This window comes from Micromonospora sp. ANENR4, assembly GCF_015354395.1.
Classification (GTDB): domain Bacteria; phylum Actinomycetota; class Actinomycetes; order Mycobacteriales; family Micromonosporaceae; genus Micromonospora; species Micromonospora aurantiaca.
In genome coordinates this window covers 310,305-327,897 of the sequence record NZ_JADKYQ010000005.1, presented here as the reverse complement: position 1 = coordinate 327,897, position 17,593 = coordinate 310,305, and the positions used below count along the sequence as shown (strand labels likewise).

Annotated in this window: 15 protein-coding genes; 10 read left to right on the top strand and 5 right to left on the bottom strand. The window is 73.1% G+C overall.

Annotation, left to right across the window (positions count from 1 at the left end; all coding sequences use genetic code 11):
* Positions 1–28 precede the first annotated feature (28 nt).
* Complete coding sequence (locus tag IRY44_RS11430) at positions 29–1,123, bottom strand: PLP-dependent aminotransferase family protein (RefSeq protein ID WP_194800376.1); 1,095 nt, start codon at positions 1,121–1,123, stop codon at positions 29–31.
* A gap of 198 nt (positions 1,124–1,321) precedes the next feature.
* Between IRY44_RS11430 and IRY44_RS11425 the strand changes: the two genes are divergently transcribed.
* Together IRY44_RS11425 and IRY44_RS11420 are read left to right on the top strand one after the other, a co-directional pair.
* A complete protein-coding gene (locus IRY44_RS11425) occupies positions 1,322–2,200 on the top strand; it encodes a 3'(2'),5'-bisphosphate nucleotidase CysQ (protein WP_194800375.1) in 879 nt (292 codons plus the stop codon).
* Positions 2,201–2,301: 101 nt separating this feature from the next.
* The gene (locus tag IRY44_RS11420; RefSeq protein WP_194800374.1) at positions 2,302–3,858 is read left to right on the top strand and encodes a hypothetical protein; all 1,557 of its coding nucleotides are present in this window, start codon (positions 2,302–2,304) and stop codon (positions 3,856–3,858) included.
* A gap of 58 nt (positions 3,859–3,916) precedes the next feature.
* Here IRY44_RS11420 and IRY44_RS11415 read toward each other — a convergent pair whose 3' ends face one another.
* Genes IRY44_RS11415 through IRY44_RS11400 form a run of 4 tightly spaced genes read right to left on the bottom strand, consistent with a single transcriptional unit; the run spans position 3,917 to position 6,874 of the window.
* A complete protein-coding gene (locus IRY44_RS11415) occupies positions 3,917–4,831 on the bottom strand; it encodes a glycosyltransferase family 2 protein (protein ID WP_013289266.1) in 915 nt (304 codons plus the stop codon).
* Positions 4,828–5,829, bottom strand: a complete 1,002-nt coding sequence (locus IRY44_RS11410; protein ID WP_194800373.1) for a sulfotransferase — start codon at positions 5,827–5,829, stop codon at positions 4,828–4,830. The genes IRY44_RS11415 and IRY44_RS11410 overlap by 4 nt, the downstream gene beginning before the upstream one ends.
* Entirely contained in the window at positions 5,826–6,401 is a 576-nt protein-coding gene (locus IRY44_RS11405; RefSeq protein ID WP_194800372.1) for a glycosyltransferase, read from the bottom strand. The genes IRY44_RS11410 and IRY44_RS11405 overlap by 4 nt, the downstream gene beginning before the upstream one ends.
* A complete protein-coding gene (locus tag IRY44_RS11400; RefSeq protein ID WP_013289269.1) occupies positions 6,398–6,874 on the bottom strand; it encodes a polysaccharide biosynthesis protein in 477 nt (158 codons plus the stop codon). Before IRY44_RS11400 ends, IRY44_RS11405 begins: the two co-directional genes overlap by 4 nt.
* 499 nt (positions 6,875–7,373) lie before the next feature.
* On the opposite strand from IRY44_RS11400, the gene IRY44_RS11395 reads away from it, so the two are divergent.
* From IRY44_RS11395 to IRY44_RS11360, 8 genes are all read left to right on the top strand, one after another.
* A complete protein-coding gene (locus IRY44_RS11395; RefSeq protein ID WP_194800371.1) occupies positions 7,374–9,197 on the top strand; it encodes a Wzz/FepE/Etk N-terminal domain-containing protein in 1,824 nt (607 codons plus the stop codon).
* On the top strand, positions 9,194–10,201 hold the full coding sequence (locus IRY44_RS11390; protein WP_194800370.1) for a DUF3048 domain-containing protein: 1,008 nt from the start codon (positions 9,194–9,196) through the stop codon (positions 10,199–10,201). Before IRY44_RS11395 ends, IRY44_RS11390 begins: the two co-directional genes overlap by 4 nt.
* Complete coding sequence (locus tag IRY44_RS11385; RefSeq protein WP_194800369.1) at positions 10,198–11,682, top strand: O-antigen ligase; 1,485 nt, start codon at positions 10,198–10,200, stop codon at positions 11,680–11,682. The genes IRY44_RS11390 and IRY44_RS11385 overlap by 4 nt, the downstream gene beginning before the upstream one ends.
* Positions 11,682–12,887 (top strand): hypothetical protein, encoded by a 1,206-nt coding sequence (locus tag IRY44_RS11380; RefSeq protein WP_194800368.1) that lies wholly within the window; start codon positions 11,682–11,684, stop codon positions 12,885–12,887. The genes IRY44_RS11385 and IRY44_RS11380 overlap by 1 nt, the downstream gene beginning before the upstream one ends.
* A gap of 16 nt (positions 12,888–12,903) precedes the next feature.
* Positions 12,904–13,767, top strand: a complete 864-nt coding sequence (locus IRY44_RS11375; RefSeq protein WP_194800367.1) for a sulfotransferase — start codon at positions 12,904–12,906, stop codon at positions 13,765–13,767.
* On the top strand, positions 13,734–15,347 hold the full coding sequence (locus IRY44_RS11370) for an oligosaccharide flippase family protein (RefSeq protein ID WP_194800366.1): 1,614 nt from the start codon (positions 13,734–13,736) through the stop codon (positions 15,345–15,347). Before IRY44_RS11375 ends, IRY44_RS11370 begins: the two co-directional genes overlap by 34 nt.
* Before the next feature lie 28 nt (positions 15,348–15,375).
* Positions 15,376–16,305: a sulfotransferase gene (locus IRY44_RS11365; RefSeq protein ID WP_194800365.1), complete on the top strand. Its 930-nt coding sequence runs from the start codon at positions 15,376–15,378 to the stop codon at positions 16,303–16,305.
* A gap of 144 nt (positions 16,306–16,449) precedes the next feature.
* On the top strand, positions 16,450–17,493 hold the full coding sequence (locus IRY44_RS11360) for a glycoside hydrolase family 26 protein (RefSeq protein WP_194800364.1): 1,044 nt from the start codon (positions 16,450–16,452) through the stop codon (positions 17,491–17,493).
* The last annotated feature ends 100 nt before the right edge of the window (positions 17,494–17,593 follow it).

Here is a 17,593-nt window from a genome sequence, read left to right as displayed (position 1 = left end):
GCCTTTTTGTCAGAAACCCGACAGAAAATCAGCCGCGAACGGCGGCCATCGCCTCGGCGAGACGCCGCACACCCTCGTCGATCCGGTCCGCCGTCACCGCCGAGTACGCCAGGCGCAGCGCGTGCCGGCCGCCGTCGACCATGAAGTCGCTGCCCTTCACCACCGCCACGCCGCGTTCGGCGGCCGCCGGGGCGAGCCGGTCGACGTCGACGTCCTCGGGCAGTTCCACCCAGAGGAAGTAGCCGCCGTCCGGCTCCACGAACCGGGCCTCCGGGATGTGCCGGCGCAACGACTCGGCCAGCACCGCCGACCGCTCGCCGAGCGCCGAACGGACCGTCCGGATCGACTCGTCGATCGCGCCCGAGACGCAGAACTGGTGCACGATCGCCTGCGCCACCATGCCGGGCGAGATGTAGAGGTTGGTGGCCCGCTTGGCGATCGCCGCGATCAGCTCGGCCGGGCCGACCAGGTAGCCGACCCGGACGCCCGGGCAGACCGTCTTGGTGAAGCTGGAGGCGTGCACCACCACGCCCCGGGTGTCCATCGACAGCATCGAGGGCAGCGGCTCGCCCCGGAACCGGATGTCCGCGTACGGGTCGTCCTCGAAGATCGTGAACTCGTACTCGGCGGCCAGGTCCAGCAGCTCACGGCGCTTCTCCAGGGAGAGCGTCACGCCGGCCGGGTTCTGGTAGTTGGGGATCACGTGGGCCAGCCGCGGCCGTACCCCGGACTCCAGCAGCTTGCGCAGCTCGGCGGTGTCCAGACCGTCCGGCTGGATCGTCACGCCGTGCACCTCGCCGCCCATCTGCTTGAGGTTGAGCAGCGTGCGGTCGTACGTCGGGCGCTCGACCACCACCGCGTCGCCACGGCGGACCAGGTGGTCGAAGAGGAACGCGTCGGCCTGCAACGAACCGTTGGTGATCAGCACCTGGTCGGCCTCGACACCGTGCTTCTCGGCGATCCACTTCCGCAGGGGCGGGTAGCCGACGGAGGTGCCGTACGCGGTGACCCCGGCGGGGTCGGCGTCGAAGGCGCGGACGGCGGCGGCCTTGAGCCCTTCGACATCGACGATGTCCAGCGAAGGCGCGCCACGGGCGAACGAGATCAGCTGCTCGGCGGTCATGCGCAGAGCCTAGGGCCTGGCCCGGCGGGTCCGACCGCGATACACGCGAAGTTCAACATGCGGGCGGCCGGCCAGGTCACCGGTGCGTCCGGGGGATCCGAGACCGCCTCGCGACTGTCTACGATCCGACGGACGCTGGCGCCGGTCCGACCGGACGCCGAAGGATGACGGGTCGCGGCAGACCCGGGAGAACAAGGGATGAGGCTCGTGACCGAGGACGAGGCGGGACGGCTCGACGACCAGCGGTTCGCGCAGTGGCTGGCGACCGAGGCCGGCAAGGCGCTCACCGCGCTGCGGGACCGGCAGGGCTTCGCCGACCCGAAGGCGCTCAAGGACGCCGGCGACCGCGCGTCGCACGAGCTGATGACGGCGGCGCTGGCCCGGCTGCGGCCGGCCGACGCGGTGCTCTCCGAGGAGGAGGCCGACTCGCGCCGCGCGTGGGCGGACGGCGAGTGCGCGCCCCGGCACGAGGCGGACCGGGTCTGGATCATCGACCCGCTGGACGGCACGCGCGAGTTCTCCGAGGAGGGACGCGACGACTGGGCGGTGCACGTGGCGCTCTGGCAGCGCTCCGCCGCCCCGGACGGCGCCCTGGTCGCCGGCGCGGTCGGCATGCCGGCCCGGACCACGGTGGACGGTGCGCCGCTCGTGCTCGGCACCACCTGCCCGCAGCCGAAGGCGTCCGACGGGCCGATCCGGATCGCGGTGAGCCGCAGCCGCCCGCCGGCGTTCGTGGGCGAGCTGGTCGAGATGCTCGGCGCCACCGCCGTGCCGATGGGCTCGGCCGGTGTGAAGGTCTGCGCGGTGGTGACCGGCGAGGTCGACGCGTACGTCCACGCGGGCGGTCAGTACGAGTGGGACAGTGCCGCACCGGTCGCCGTGGCGCTGGGCGCGGGCATGCACGCGTCCCGGATCGACGGTTCGCCGCTGCGCTACAACCGGGCCGACCCGAGGCTGCCCGATCTGCTGGTCTGCCGGCCCGAACTGGCCGACCAGTTGCTCGACGCGATCGCCCGGACCGGGGTCGAGATGCCCGCTTCGACCGTCACCGGTGACCAGGGTGAGGCGTTCGGCTGAGTGTCACGGTACGTACGGCCAGGTGGATGAGGGTTATCGTCGGGCAGGTATGCGTGGCGATCTGAGCCCCGACCACGGGCCGCCGACAGCCAGGGAGGGTCATGCCGGCCGACCGAGAGCCGCACAATGCCTTCGGGCAGCCGACCGGCCTGTGGCCGGGTCAGGACATTCCACGCCAGGTGGGCGGCCCGTCGCTGCCCTGGCCGGAGGCCGAGAGCGCGCCACCGCCACCACCGGCCCGGCTGGGCGGTGACCTGCCCTGGCCCGAGCGCGACCGGCCCGACGCCGGTCACCACGACGGGCCCGGGCACGACCCGGCCGGCTGGGACGCCGCTGCCGGCACGACGAACGGCTGGGCGCCGCAGCACGGGCCGGCGGGCCACGGCGGTGACGCCTGGCCCCCGGGTGAGCCGCACGACGACGCCTGGGCCACTCAGGCCGGTCCGGCGGGTGAGGCGGGCTGGGGGGCGAGCACCACGGCGACCGCCACGCTGACCGGACCGCCCCCGGTGGACGCTCCGCACGGACCGGCCACCGGCGGTCCGGGCGACCCGCCCGCGCCGCCGCTCGCCCCGGCCCCCGTGCCGTCGTCCGGCGGCTCCCGTCGTCGCTGGCGGGTCGCCCTCGCGGCGGCACTGGTCCTGGCCGTGGCCGGCAGCGGGGTCGCGGTGGCCACGCTGCGACCCGACGCTGCGGAACGGCAGGCCGGCGGGACGCCCGGCTCGGTCGGGCCGGCCACCTCGATGGGCCCGGGCGCGCCCGCCACCCCGGGCGCGTCCCCGACCGCCGACCAGGGTCTCGGGGGCAAGCCCTCGACGCGCCCGTCGCCCTCCGCCGCCGCCGGGCCGGCCTTCAGCGGTACGCGACTGACGCTGCCCGGCGCCTCGATCGGTGTGCAGAGCGGGGAGACGTTCGGTCAGGCGCTGGCCCGGTCCGACCGGACCTTCGGCAAGCTGCGGATGGCCCGGATCTTCTTCCCCGGCCTGCCGCCGGCCTGGTCCGGCAGCCGTGCCGACGTGGTGGACCGGACCGTCGTGGTGTCGTTCAAGGCGTCGCCGCAGGAGGTGAACACCGGCAAGTTCGACTCCCGCCTGACCTCCTGGTTCTCCTCGATCCCGCGCGAGCACAACGTCTACTGGTCGTACTTCCACGAGCCGGAGGACGACGTCGAGCGCGGCGCGTTCAGCACGACGGCGTACCGGACGGCGTGGAAGCGGATCGCCGGCCTGGCCGACCGGACCGGCAACCCGAAGCTGATCAACACGCTGATCCTGATGTGCTGGACGCTCGACCCGAAGTCCGGCCGCAGCTTCGACGCGTTCTACCCCGGCGGCGACGTGATCGAGGCGCTCGGCTGGGACTGCTACAACTGGGGCAAGAAGTGGAAGCGGTACGCCTCGCCGCAGGAGATCTACGGCCCCATGATCAGCAAGTCGAAGGCGCTCGGTAAGCCGTGGGGCGTCGCCGAGACCGGCAGTGACCTGGTGCCCGGTGACGCGGGCACCGGACGGGCGGCCTGGATCCGGTCGATGACCGGCTTCCTCAACGGCCAGCGGCCGGAGTTCGTGGCGTACTACAACCAGACGGTCAGCCAGGGCGACTTCCGGCTGCTCGACCAGCCGAGCATCCAGGCGTGGAAGTCCTTCTGCACGGCCTGATCGCAGCGGAACGAGAACGGGCGGGCGACCGAGGTCGCCCGCCCGTCTCGCGTACGGCTCAGATGCCCCGGCCGCGCTTGTGCAGCGTGCGCAGCACCCGGTCGGCCTGCACGGCCCGGCTCGCCACCGCCAGCGCCAGGTAGGCGCGCGGCTCCTTCGGGTTGCGGGCCAGCGTGCGCCGGGCCCAGCGGACCGCGTCGCGCCGGTTGCCCATCGCGGCCTGCGCGAAGGCGATCTGCCCGGCCACCCGCGCCTCGCCGTGCGGCACGGTGGCGAACTCCGGGTAGCGGCGCAGCAGCCACTGCAACGCGGTCGAGATGGTCTCCCAGCGCTGCGCGAAGTAGGACCGCTTGTGCCAGCGGACCAGCACGTACGGGCTCTCCACGTTCACCAGCGGGGCGTACCGGGCGGCGCGGAGCAGGAACTCGTAGTCCTCGGCGTAGCTGCCCGGGATCTGCTCGTCCACCAGGCCGATCGCGTCGAGCAGCGCGGCGCGGCGGATCAGGAACGTGGACGGGTGCAGCTCGGTGAGCCGGTCGCGCAGCAGCGCCTCCAGCGAGATCCGGGCCCGGTCCAGCGAACGGTCCACCGTACGGTCGTCGTAGCTGACCCGGATGCCGCAGCTCACCAGCGCGCCGTCCGGGTGCGCGTCGAGCGCTCCGAACTGGGCGGCCAGCTTGCCGGGCAGCCATTCGTCGTCGTCGTCGCAGAACGCCACCCAGTCGCCGGTGGCCGCCTCGATGCCGGTGTTGCGCGCGCCGGCCAGCCCTGCGGTACGAGTATTCGTGATCACCCGGATCCGCCGGTCACCCCGGTCGGTCTCCAGCGACCGGTCCGGCTCGGACTGGTCGTAGACGACGATCGCCTCGATCAGGCCCGGGTGGGCCTGGCTGAGGATCGCGTCGAGCGCCGCACGCAGCAGCTCCGGACGGTCCCGCGTCGGTACGACGACCGAGATGCTCGGCCCACTCATGCTCTCTCCACGGACTCGTCGGATCCCCGCTGGCCCAGATAGCCGTAGCGGACCCGCAGGGGAAGCGTGGCCAGGCTGACCACGGCACGGCTGCGGCGCGGCAGGCGGTCCCGCCACGCCTCGTCCCGGCGCACCGTCAACGGCCCGCCGCTGAACCGCAGCGGGTTGCCGGCGACGCTGTGCGCCCGGAACGGCGCGGCCGGCTCGGGCGCCGCGCCGGTGTCGTCGGCCCCGGCCAGGATGCGCAGCGCCGCCGGGTCGTCCGGCAGGCCGGCGAAGTCCCGCACCCGGCGTACGGTGCCGGCCGGGTCGGCGGTGAAGTCCTCGTAGCGCAGCCGCAGCACCTTCGCCCGGGACGCGAGCAGGTGGAACGCGGCGTTCTGCGCGGTCCACAGTTTGCTCACCTCGAACGGCGAGAAGGTCGGCATGTAGTCCTCACCGTCGACCACCTCGGGGCGGCGCACCTGCTTGCCCCACGAGTACGCCACCGCCCGGCTGTCCCGGACCAGGTGCAGCACCCGCAGGTCGAGCCCTTCGGCCCAGCGCAGCGCGAAGGCGAGCGAGGCGTGCTTGCTGGAGTCCACCACCACCCGGGCGCCGGTCGCCGACAGCGCGGCCCGGTAGATCCGGGTGTACAGGTCGGCGTAGCGGCGCACGTCGGCCAGCTGCTCCGGCGGGAGCGCGTCCTTCGCGAGCCGGGGGATGTGCCGGGTCCGGTCGACGCGGTCCTTCAGTGCCAGCACGTCGTCCCGGTCGACAGCGGCCCAGCCGCCGAACGCCTGGTCGCCGACCTGGCGCCAGAACGGGCAGGCGGTGAACCGCTCGCCGCAGCCGCACCGCTCGTCGGCGCCGAGTGCCCGCTCCCACAGGTGCACCACCTCGCCGACGGCGCACACGTCGGCGCTCTGCGCCAGCAGCAGCTCCAGCAACGTGGAGCCGCTGCGCCCGAGGCCGCCGACGAAGAGGACCCGCGGCGGCGCCGGATCCGGGGCGCTCATCCGCGACGCCCGACGGCTCGTCGCCGTACCCGGCGGGCCACCAGCTCGTCGATCACCGCGCCGACCCGGGCGACCGCCTCGGCGCGCGGGTCCGGGCGGTTCGGGTCGGCGGCCAGCACGAACCGGTTCGGGTCGGCCAGGCCCTCGTCCAGCGCGGCGAGCAACTCGGCCTCGGACTCGCACAGCCGCACCATGCCGGCCGCGCCGAGACGGCGGGAGAACAGCTGCTGGTGGTTGTCGACGTGCTCGTCGTGCGACGGGTCGCGGGGCACCACGATCGGCAGGTGGCCGTTGCGCCGCGCCTCGGTGATGGTGGCCGGGCCGCCGTGGCTGACCACGAGCGTCGACTCCGCCATCGCCCGCTGGAGTTCCTCGTGGCCGAGGAACGGGGTGGCCTCGGGCAACGCCGGGGTGCGGCTGTGGCCGTACTGGAGGACCAGCCGGACCTCGGGCCGCGACGCGTGCCAGCGCTCCAGCCAGCCGACCAGCCGGTCGAAGCGGTGCACGTCGGTGCCGACGACGACAAGCACGTACGGCGCCGCGGAGCGCCGGTCCCGCTGCCGGGGGATCACAGGAGGTTCCCCACGACGGTCGCCTCCGGGTACATCCGGCGCTGCTCGTCCCACTGCACGAGCATCGCGGAGAGGAAGGGACGGCAGAGCCGGGCGGTGAGCGTCGCGCTGTCGATCCGGTCGTACACCTCGATGTAGACCGTCGGGATCTTGCGCATCCGGGCCGCCACCACGAACGGCAGGGCGACCCCGGCGCCGGTGGTGACCACCGCGTCGACCTGACGCCGGCGGATCACCTTAAGCGCGAGGAACGCGTTGCGTACCAGGTTCTTGACGTTGCGTGTGGTGGGGTGGTGCGCCCAGACCACGTCCTCACCGGCGAGCAGCGAGCGCGCGTCGGGGGTGTCGAACGTTACCCATGCGCGGCGCCGATCCCGGTACCACGGTTCCAGGGCCAGGAGCTGGGCCAGGTGCCCGCCACTGGAACCCACCAGCAGGACCTGCCCCGAGTCCTCGGTTGACCCGCTCACCACAGAGTTCCTCCCGTACGCGGATGACGCGTCCGGATTTTGTGAAAGCCCCTCGGACGCGTCCTGACAACCTACTGGCGCGCCCCTGGGCAACTGAAGGGGCCATTGGACGGATCCTGGCGCGCCGGTCGGCTCACCTCTCGATTCCCGTCGCTGGGATGCCCACCCGCCGGTCACCGTCCAGGTCAGCCCGGTTCGCCCCGCGCCGCCGGGGCGGGCCACCGGAAGAAAGTGAGATGTGTCAGGATTCCGTCACCGCTCCGCACGAGAGCCGTCGGCGACGCCGGCTTATCCGGGGACAGGTCGGGCCCGACACCGGGAAACCCGCCGAATGGTCAGCGCCGATCGGCCATTTCTACGCGGGCTGCCCACACCCGGGCAGGCTTACCGGAACGTGAGCAGACTTTCCCTCGTCGTTCGGATCGGGGACACTCAAGGCCACGGTCAGGTCCAGCTGTGCCGTGGACTGCCCGGCTCGGTCGAAAGGGAGCGACAGACTCTGATGCCCTCACCCCATTTGGCCGAGAGCGACGCCGACGGTCTTGCCCTGATGGCCTACCTGGGCTGGCTGCGCCGCCGCTGGTGGATCCTGCTGCTCGCCGCGGTCCTCGGGCTGGGCGGTGGGCTCGTGCTGAACCAGATCCAGGAGGCGCGCTACACCTCGACCACGTCGCTGCTGGTGCGCCCGCTCGGCTCGGGCGCGGAGAGCAACCCCAACACCAAGGTCAACCTCGACACCGAGGCCCAGGTGGTCCGTTCCCTGGTCGTGGCCGAGCGGGCCAAGGCGCTGATGAAGGTCGACACCGGGGCCGACCAGCTCGTCAAGTCGGTGACCGTCAAGGTGCCGCCGAACAGCCAGATCCTCCAGGTGGTCTACGAGACGAACAGCCCCGAGGGCGCCCAGTCGGGCTCGCACGCGTTCGCCCAGGCGTACCTGGACCTGCGCAAGGCCACCGCGCAGAAGACGCTGGAGAACGAGACGAACGCGCTCAAGCAGCAGATCGCCGAACTGAACAAGCAGCTCAGCGCGGTCGCCGGGCGGATCGCGGCGGCGCCGTCGAACTCGCCCGAGCGGGAGCGGGCCGAGGCCGAGCGGAGCGTCCTGACCAACCAGATCACCGGCCTGAACAACCGTCTCAGCCCGCTGGTGTCGGCCGGCTCCGACCCGGGCGAGATCATCTCCGACGCCCGGCTGCCCGACTCGCCCAGCTCGCCGAACCGCACGCTCAACCTCGCCAGCGGCATGGGCGCGGGCCTGCTGCTCGGCATCGTGCTGGCGCTGGTGCTGGACCGGCTCGACACCCGGATCCGGCGCGGTCGTGACATCTCCGACCGGGTCGGCCTGCCGCTGCTCGTGGAGCTGCCGTCGCGGACGCCGTCGCTGGCCGTCCTGCCGGCCACCCACCGGGTCTCCCGCGAGCTGGGCCGGCTGCGGAACGTGCTGCTGTCCGCCGTGCCCGAGCCGGCACAGGGCGGACGCGGCCGCCAGCTGCTGCTCTGCGACGCCTCGGCCGGCTCCGCCGCCGGGTTCGTCGCCGCCAACCTCGCCGCCGCGTACGCCCGTACCGGCCAGCAGGTCGCGCTGATCACCACCAAGCCCGACTCGACGGTGGGCGCCATCACCGGCGTGGCCGAGGGCCGGCACAACCTGGCGTCCGTGCTGCGCCGCGACGTACCCCCGCTCAAGGCGCTCGCGCCGGTCCCGGGGCTGGGCCAGCTCCGGGTGCTGGTGCCGGGCGACCTGGACGCGGAGGTCGAGCTGCCGGTCGCCGGTCTGCTGGAGATCCTGCACGAGCTGTCCGCGCGCTTCGACCACGTGATCATCGAGACCGCGCAGCCCACCTTCGCCGTGGAGGCCCAGGCCCTGGGCCGGTACGTCGACGCCGTGATCATGGTGGCCGAGGCGGGCAAGACCCGCAGCGGCGAGATCACCGCCGCCCTGCAGCAGTTCGAGCAGGTGAACGCACCGGTGATCGGTGCCGTGCTGGCCCCGCGCCTGGCCGCCCAGCCGGCCGGCGCCGCCCGGCCGGCGTCCTCGGGCGGTTCGGGCACGCCGAGCACCCCGGTGGCACCGGCCAACCGGCCCAAGCCCCGGCCGAGCCCCGGCCCGTCCGCCGAGTCGACGATGGTGCTGCCGCGCATGCAGTCGTCCCGCCCCGCCCCGGCGAAGCCGGCACCGGGCAAGGCCACCCCGCCGCCGAGCCCCGGCAACCAGGGCATGCCGGGCAAGCCGGTGCCGCTCAACGGCACCGGCGGCACGTACCGCTCCCGGGGTGACGGCGACGGCCGCAGCTACGCCCTCGACTCCGGCGAGGACCTGGGGTGAACCGCCGGCAGATGCTCCGCGCCGCCATCGCCCCCGCCGTCGTCCTCGGCGTCGGTACCGGGTGCAGCGAGCCCGAGCCCAAGCCGGGCAAGGTCCAGGTGGTGGACCCCGGCGACGTCACCGCCTCGCCTTCTGCGGCCAGTGCCTCGCCGACCCTGCCCACCGGCCCGCTCACCGGCGCGCCGGTGAGCACCCCGGCCGCTGCCACCCGCCAGGCGGTCGCCGTGCCGCTGCGGGTGAGCCCCGCGACCACCCCGGCCGGCCTGGACGCCGCCGACCTGGTCTACGCCGAGTTCGCCGAGTCCGACACGCTGCACCTGACCGCCGTGTTCCACTCCAAGGACGCCACCAAGATCGGCCCGGTCACCGAGATCCGGCCGGTCGACATCCGGTCGCTCGCCGTGCTGCGCCCGTTCGTCGGCTACGACGGCGGCCCCACCGGCTTCCTCACCCAGTTCGAGAACTCCGACCTCGACGGCGTGACGCCCGACGACGACAGCAAGGTCTTCTCCGGCGACTACACGTCGACCGCCGCGCTGCTCAAGGCCGCCCCGAAGGGCGGCCAGCCGCCCACCCCGCCGATCGACCACGCCGGCGAGGGCGACGCGCTCGCCGTCCGCGACCTCGCACCGGCCACCGAACTCACCGTCACCGTCTCCGGCGGCCCGCCGATGGTCTGGCGGTACGACCAGGCCAAGTCCGTCTGGGTCGGCAAGGTCGGCAAGGTCACCGTGACCGCCGCCTCCGTCATCGTGCTGACGATGGAGTACCGCACGCTGGAGGTGCGTAAGCCGTCGGCCCGCTCACTGCCGTCGGCGAACGTCTTCGGTGAGGGTGCCGTGGTCGCGGTGTCCGGGCCGAACAGCGCGAAGGGCCGGTGGCGCAAGCCCGGCCTGAGCATGGTCTGCACGCTCGCCGACACCGGCGGCGACCTCCTGCACCCCCGGCCCGGCAACGCGTGGGTGATCTACGCGCCGACCACCGCCAAGGTCACCGTGAAATGAGCACCGCCACCCCGCCCCGCACCGCGCGCGGGACGGTTCCGGTCGGGGCGGTGTCGCCTCCGGACGGGAACCGCCTGCGGACGGTGACGGTACGGCCGGAGAGCTGGTCGTGGCGGCTGCCGACGGCATGGCCGCTGATCTCGGTCTTCCTGCTGTACCCGCTGTGGTGGGTGCTCGGCGTGTCGAGCTTCGTCTTCGTCATCTTCGCGGTGCCGATGGTGGTGCAGATGCGCAAGCGGGGCCCGATCCGGGTGCCGCCCGGCTTCGGGATCTGGATGGTCCTGCTGCTCTGGGTGTTCCTGTCCGTGCTCACCCTCGACCTCACCGCGCCGAACACGCTGCCCCCGGGCGGCAGCGGCAAGTACATCGGCTGGGGCATCCGGCTCGCCAACTACGTCGCCATGACGGTGACCATGCTCTACGTCTACAACCTGCGGGAGCGGGAGCTGTCCCAGCGCCGGATGGTCCGCCTGTTCGGGTTCATGGGCGTGGTCGTGGTGCTGGGCGGCTGGATCGGCTCGCTGTACCCGAACCTCACGTTCGTCGCGCCGCTGCGTTTCGTCCTGCCCCAGTCGATCGCCGGCCACCCGTACGTCACCTCGCTCATGGAGATCAAGTTCGCCCAGGTGCAGCAGGTGATCGAGGGGGAGGCCAGCTCGCCCCGCCCGTCCGCGCCGTTCACCTACACGAACTCGTGGGGCCAGAACACCGCCATCCTGCTGGTCTGGCTGATCGTCGGCTGGGTCGTGCTGGGCAAGCCGATGCGCCGTACCGCGGGCGTGGCGATCGCCCTGGCGGCGATCTTCCCGATCGTCTACTCGCTGAACCGGGGCCTCTGGATCGGTCTCGGCATCGCCGCCGCGTACGTCGCGCTGCGGCTCGCGCTGCGCGGCCGGATGGTGGTGCTCGGCGGGCTCGCCCTGGCGGTCGGGCTGATCGGGGTGCTGATCGTCGCCACACCGCTCGGCCGCACCTTCGACGAACGCCTCCAGAACGGCCACAGCGACGACATCCGGACCACGCTGTCCCAGGGCGCGGTCACCGCGGCAAACCATTCGCCGATCCTCGGGTACGGCGGCAACCGGGCGCTGATCGGCAGCAACCGGTCCATCGCCATCGGCAAGTCCGAGGACTGCAAGCAGTGCGGCAACCGGGAACTCGGCAGCAACGGCCAGGTCTGGGCGCTGCTCGTCGGGCAGGGCTGGGTCGGGGCGATCTGCTACAACGCCTTCTTCATCTACTGCATCTGGCGCTACCGCCGCGACCACAGCGCGGTCGGCATCGCCGGCACGCTGGTGCTCATCCTCATGCTCTTCTTCCAGTTCACCTACGGTGCGATGGAAGCGACACTCGCCTACGCCCTGATCACTGTCGCCCTGCTGGCCCGCAACGACCGGATACGCCGGTCGCTCGCGCCGGCGCCACCCCAGGGCACGATCGCCGGGCTACGGGCCCGACTGGAAAAGACCGGTGACAGCTGATGGTGTTCCGCGTACCCCCGGACGGCGACGGCCGTGCCGCGTACCTCGGTGAACTGGCCGGGCTGATCTGGCCCGCGCCGGCCGAGCCCAGCCTGCGCCGCGGCGGCGCCGGCTGGGTGGTGGTGCCCTCGGCGTCCCGCCCCCGGCTGCTCGTGCCGACCGGCTCGGGCCGGGCGGCGGCGAGCGCGGTCCGGCACTCCACCGAGGCGGTCGGCCGCAAGGCCAAGCTGGTCCGGCAAGGGCTGTCCACCGCGTTCCGGCTCGGGCTGGGCCCACTGGTGTTCCGCGACCGGCTGGTGGTCGACGGCGGCGGGCTGGACGCGTACCTGACCGAGGTGCTCGGCGAGCCGGCGCTGGTGAGCCTGCACATCGGGCCGGCCCGGGCGAACCGCAAGCCGGTGCTGCAACTGCTCGCCCCGGACGGACGGGCCCTCGGGTACGCCAAGCTCGGCGTCGACCCGCTGACCCGCGCGCTGGTGCACGCCGAGGCGGACGCGCTGCGCCGCCTCGCCGAGGTGCCGCTCGGCCCGGTGGTGCTGGCCGGGGTACGCCACCACGGCGACTGGCACGGCCACGCGCTGCTGGTGCAGGAGGCGCTGCCGGTGCGGCTGCCCCGGGCCGCTCCGGCCGCCGCGGAGGCGGCCGAACGCGACGCGATGGTGGCGGTCGCGGGCTGTCTCGGCGTACGCCGGCAGTCGTGGGCGGCAAGCGGGCACGCGGCCCGGCTCACCGCCGCGGTGGACGCGCTCGGGCCCCGGCCGGAGGCCGGGCGGCTGCGCGCGGCGCTGAAGTCTGTCGCGGACGCCGACCCGGTGGTGGCCTTCGGCGCCTGGCACGGGGACTGGAACGGCGGCAACAGCGCGGTGCTGGCCGACGGCCGGGTGCTGGTCTGGGACTGGGAACGGTTCGAGGCGGACGTGCCGGCCGGGTACGACGCGCTGCACCTGGCGGTGCAGGGCGCGATGAGCCACGACGGGGTGGAACCGGTCGAGGCAGCCCGCGCACTGATCGCCGGCGCCGGGGCCACCCTGGCGCCGTTCGACCAGACCGGTGGGGGCGCCGATCTGGTCGCCGTGCTCTACCTGGTGGAGCTGGCGGCGCGCTACCTGCGGGACCGGCAGGCGGAGGCGGGTGCGCGACTGGGGCACGTCGACACCTGGCTGCTGCCCGCCGTCGAGGAACACCTGGCCCGCCGGGCCGGCTGAGTTGAGGAGTGGGGACGTGACGCTGGCCAAGGAGCAGGCGCTCCGCGCGGTGAAGTCGGTGAGCCGGACGGTCGGCCGGCTGACCGCCGGTTCGCGGATGGTGCCGGGATTCCTGATCGTGGGGGCGCAGCGCTGCGGCACCACCTCGCTGTTCAAGACGCTGTCGCAGCATCCCGGTGTGCTGCCGCCCGCGTACCACAAGGGCGTGCACTACTTCGACATGGACTACCACCGGGGGATGAGCTGGTACCTCGGGCACTTCCCCACCACCGGCAAGGCCGAGGCGGTGAAGGCACAGATCGGGGTACGCGGGATCACCGGCGAGTCCAGCCCGTACTACATGTTCCACCCGCTGGCCGGGCAGCGCATCGCCCGGGACCTGCCCTCGGTGAAGCTGCTGGTGCTGCTGCGTGACCCGGTGGAGCGCGCCTACTCCGCGCACTCGCACGAGCTGGCCCGGGGTTACGAGACCGAGGCGGACTTCGAGCGGGCGCTCGCGCTGGAGGAGTCCCGTACGGCGGGCGAGCGGGAGCGGATGATCAGCTCCGCGTCGTACGCCAGCGAGCACCTCCAGCACAACGCGTACCTGGCCCGGGGCCGCTACATCGAGCAGCTGGAGCGCCTGGAGGCGCTGGTCGGCCGGGACCGCGTGCACGTCATCGACAGCGACGACTTCTTCGCCGACCCGCGTCCCTCCTTCGACGCGGTGTGCGACTTCCTCGGGCTGCCCCGCTGGGCGGACATCGCGTTCGGCAAGCACAACTCCCGGTCCCGTTCGCCCATGTCGGCGGAGCTGCGGACCCGGCTGGAGGACCACTTCGCGCCGTACGACGAGCGGCTGGCGACGTGGTGGGGACGCGTGCCGTCGTGGCGGCGGTGACGCGGGCGGACGCCGGCGGCACCCCGACGCTCACCGCACCACCCCCCGGGCCGGGCGCGGGGCTGGGCGGCGCGGCCCGGCAGGGCTTCGCCAACCTGGTCGGGGTCGGGCTTGCCGCGGTTGCCGGCTTCGGCCTGAACATCGTCATCGCCCGCGGCTGGTCGGTCCGCGAGGCGGGCATGTTCTTCGCCGCCACCAGCGCGTTCATGATCGCCGCGTCGGCGGCGCGGCTCGGCACCGACGTCGGCACCGTCTACTTCGTCAGCCGCCAGCGCACCCTCGACCGGCGCGACCAGATCCGGGGCACCATCCTGGTCGGGTTGCTGCCGGTGCTCGTGGTCGGCACGCTGCTCGGGCTGGCCGGCTGGCTGGCCGCGCCGGCCCTGGCCCGGGCCACCATGCCGGAGGCCGGGCCGGAGGCGGTGACCGCGCTGCGCATCCTGCTGGCGTTCGTGCCGCTGGCCGCGCTCAACGACTACGCGCTCGCCGCCTGCCGCGGCTTCGGCCAGATGCGCCCGCTGCTGACCGTGGAGCGGCTCGGCCGCACGCTGGTGCAGTTCCTGGCCGTCGCGGTGGCCGCCTGGCTCGGGCTGTCCGCCACCGTCGCGCTGCCGCTGGCCTGGGTGGTGCCGTACCTGATCGCCGCGGTGGTCGCGCTGTTCTGGCTGAGCCGGCTGGTCGGCCGGGCCGGGCGGCAGGTGACCCGGCCGGTGCCGGCGCGTGAGCTGGCCGGACCGTTCTGGCGCTTCACCGGGCCCCGTGCGGTCAGCAGCCTGGCCGCGATCGTGGTGCAGCGGCTCGACATCGTGCTGCTCAGCGCGTTGCGCGGCCCGGCCGACGCGGCGATCTACACGGCCGCGACCCGGTTCCTGGCGCTGGGTCAGCTCTCCAGCGTCGCGCTGTCCAGCTCGGTGCAGCACCGGCTGGCCGCCGCGTTCGCCCGTAACGACCGGGCCGAGGCAGGTCAGCTCTACCAGGTCGCCACCGGCTGGCTCGTGATCCTCTCCTGGCCCGCGTACCTGATCTTCGCGGCGTTCGCCACGCCGATGCTGGCGCTGTTCGGATCCGGGTACGGCGACGGCCGCCGGGTCGTGGTGCTGCTGGCGCTGACCATGCTGCTGGCCACCGGGTGCGGCATGGTCGACATGGTGCTCAACATGGCCGGGCGCACCGCGTGGACGTTCTACAACGCGATGACCGGCACCGTCCTCAACGTGGTCGGCAACGTGGTGCTCATCCCGCGTTACGGCATCCTCGGCGCGGCCCTGGCCTGGACCGTCTCCATCCTGGTCACCAACCTGGTGCCGCTGACCCAGCTCTGGTGGTCGATGCGGCTGCACCCGTTCGGCGCCGGTACCCGGGCCGCGATGGCGCTCGCCGTCGTGACGCTGGGCCTGCCGCTCGGCGTGGCGACGCTGCTCGGTGCCGGTTCGCTCGTGCTCGCACTGGTGACGGTCGCCGGGCTGGTCGCGTACGCGGCGGGGGTCTGGCGCTGGCGGCGCACCCTGAACCTCGACGCGCTGCGGTCCCTGCGCCGTGGCCGTAACCGGGCCGGGGCGGACCCGGCCGCCCAGTCCTGACCGATCCTGCGCACCGATGGGACCTTCGATGACAAGCGACTCCCCCGCCCCGCACTCCGGCCTGTCCACCGTGAAGGCCGCGAAGCTCGCCGCGGTCGGTCTGCTGGCGGACCGCAAGGAACGCCGCGAGCTGGAACGGCCGGTGGAGGGGGGCGGCCGCCGGCTCACCCTGAAGGTGGAGCGTCCGATCTTCATCCTGGGCGCCCCGCGCTCCGGCACCACGTTCCTCGGCAGTTGCGTCGGCGCGCTGCCGGACGTGTCGTACCACTTCGAGCCGCGCCTGACGAAGGCCGTCGCCCGCTGTGTCTACGAGGGAAGCTGGACGCCGCAGCGCGCGGCCCGCTACTTCCGCGGCTACTACGGCGCGCTGCTCGCCGCGTCCGGGCACGGCGGGCTGCGGTTCGCCGAGAAGGACCCGGAGAACTGCTTCATCGTGCCGTTCCTGACCGAGGTCTTCCCGGACGCGGTCTTCCTGCACGTCTACCGGGACGGGCGGGACGTAGCGGTGTCGCACGCCGAGCAGCCCTGGCTGAACGCCGCGTCCACCGGTACCGGCCGCAGCGGCCGGGGCGGTACGCCGTGGGGCGCCGCGCCCCGGTTCTGGGTGGAGCCGGAGCGGCGCGAGGAGTTCACGCAGGTCTCCGACCTGGGCCGGTCGGCCTGGATGTGGCGGCGGTTCACCAGCAGCGCGCTGACCCAGCTCGCCGAGCTGCCCGCCGAGCGGGTGCGGCACCTGCGGTACGAGGACGTCGTCACCCGCCCGGCCGAGGCGGCCGAGGTCGTGGCCGACTTCCTGGAGGTCGGTGACCCGGCCGGACGGGAGGCGCTGCACGCCCGCTTCGCCAAGGCGCGGCCGGGTTCGGTGGGCCGCTGGCGGCAGCGACTGACCGAAAAGGATCTGGCCGACGTGATGACTCAGGCCGGGCCGCTGCTGACGCGACTCGGCTACCCCGCCTGAGCGCCGCGTCACAGGTAGAGTGCCAGGGGTCGCCCGCCCGGCCCGGCGTGCCTCTCCGCCCACGCGGATCCGTCAGGGCCCCCATACCGTGGCCGGCGACCGTCCTGGGGAGAGGTTGCGGTGGTACGACGGTTACGACTGACGATGGCTGCCGTGTTGGGCCTGGCCTTCCTGGCCCCGGCCGTGGCGGCCTGTGACATCGGCTCGGAGCGATCCGACGAGACGGCGACGGCGGTGCCGCCCCCGCCGACTGTGACACCGCGGACCGCTCCGGTCCGCACCACCGGATGGGGGCCGGAGCCGCCGGAGAAGGGGGCCTGGCTCGGCACCTGGGTCAAGCCGCAGTACCACAACGCCAGCGGGCGGGCCGCGGCGTTCGACGCGTTCAACCAGGCGGCCGGCGGCAATCTCACCATCGCGCACATGTTCCACGAGTGGAACGAGCCGTTCCCGAGCGCCACCGAGAAGTTGTTCCAGTCCCGGGGCAAGCTCCAGATGATCTCGTGGCAGGGCACCGACACCCGGTCCACAGTCAGCGGCGTCTACGACGCGCTGATCCGGGAACGCGCGAAGGACGTCAAGGAGTTCGGCGTTCCGGTGCTGCTGCGCTACCGGTGGGAGATGGACCGGCCGAACCTGGCCGCGAGCATGCACTCGCCGGAGGACTACGTCGCCGCCTGGAAGCACGTCCGCGGCATCTTCGCCGAGATGGGCGTCACCAACGCGGGCTGGGTGTGGTGCCCGCACGCGGACGGGTTCGCCGAGCCGCAGCGCCGGGCCGCCGCCTACTACCCGGGCGACGACCAGGTCGACTGGCTCTGCGCGGACGTCTATCCCAGTCCGGAGTGGAACAGCTTCTCCAACCGGATGGACCACTTCATGGCGTTCGCCAAGAAGCACCCGCGACCGGTCATCATCGGCGAGTACGGCCTGACCCAGGAGGGGCGGCCGGGCCAGCGGGCCGAATGGATGCGCGAGGTCGGGCCGTACCTGAAGAAGCACCCGCAGATCAAGGCGGCGGTCTACTTCGCGGCCCGGCAGACGGAGAAGCCCATCTACGACAGCACGTTCGGCAACGACCCGGAGAGCGAGCAGGTCTTCCGGGAGATGGCGACCGATCCGTACTTCCAGCCACCGATGCCCGACCTGAGCGTTTCCTCAGGAACACCCTCCGTGTCCGGGGACTGATAGTCGCTCGTCTTTTCGTGTGACCCGGGCCCTTTCCTCGGCCAAAAAGGCCGAACCCGGGTGGACGGGCGACGGCCGAATGCGAGAAGGTATTGCTCTC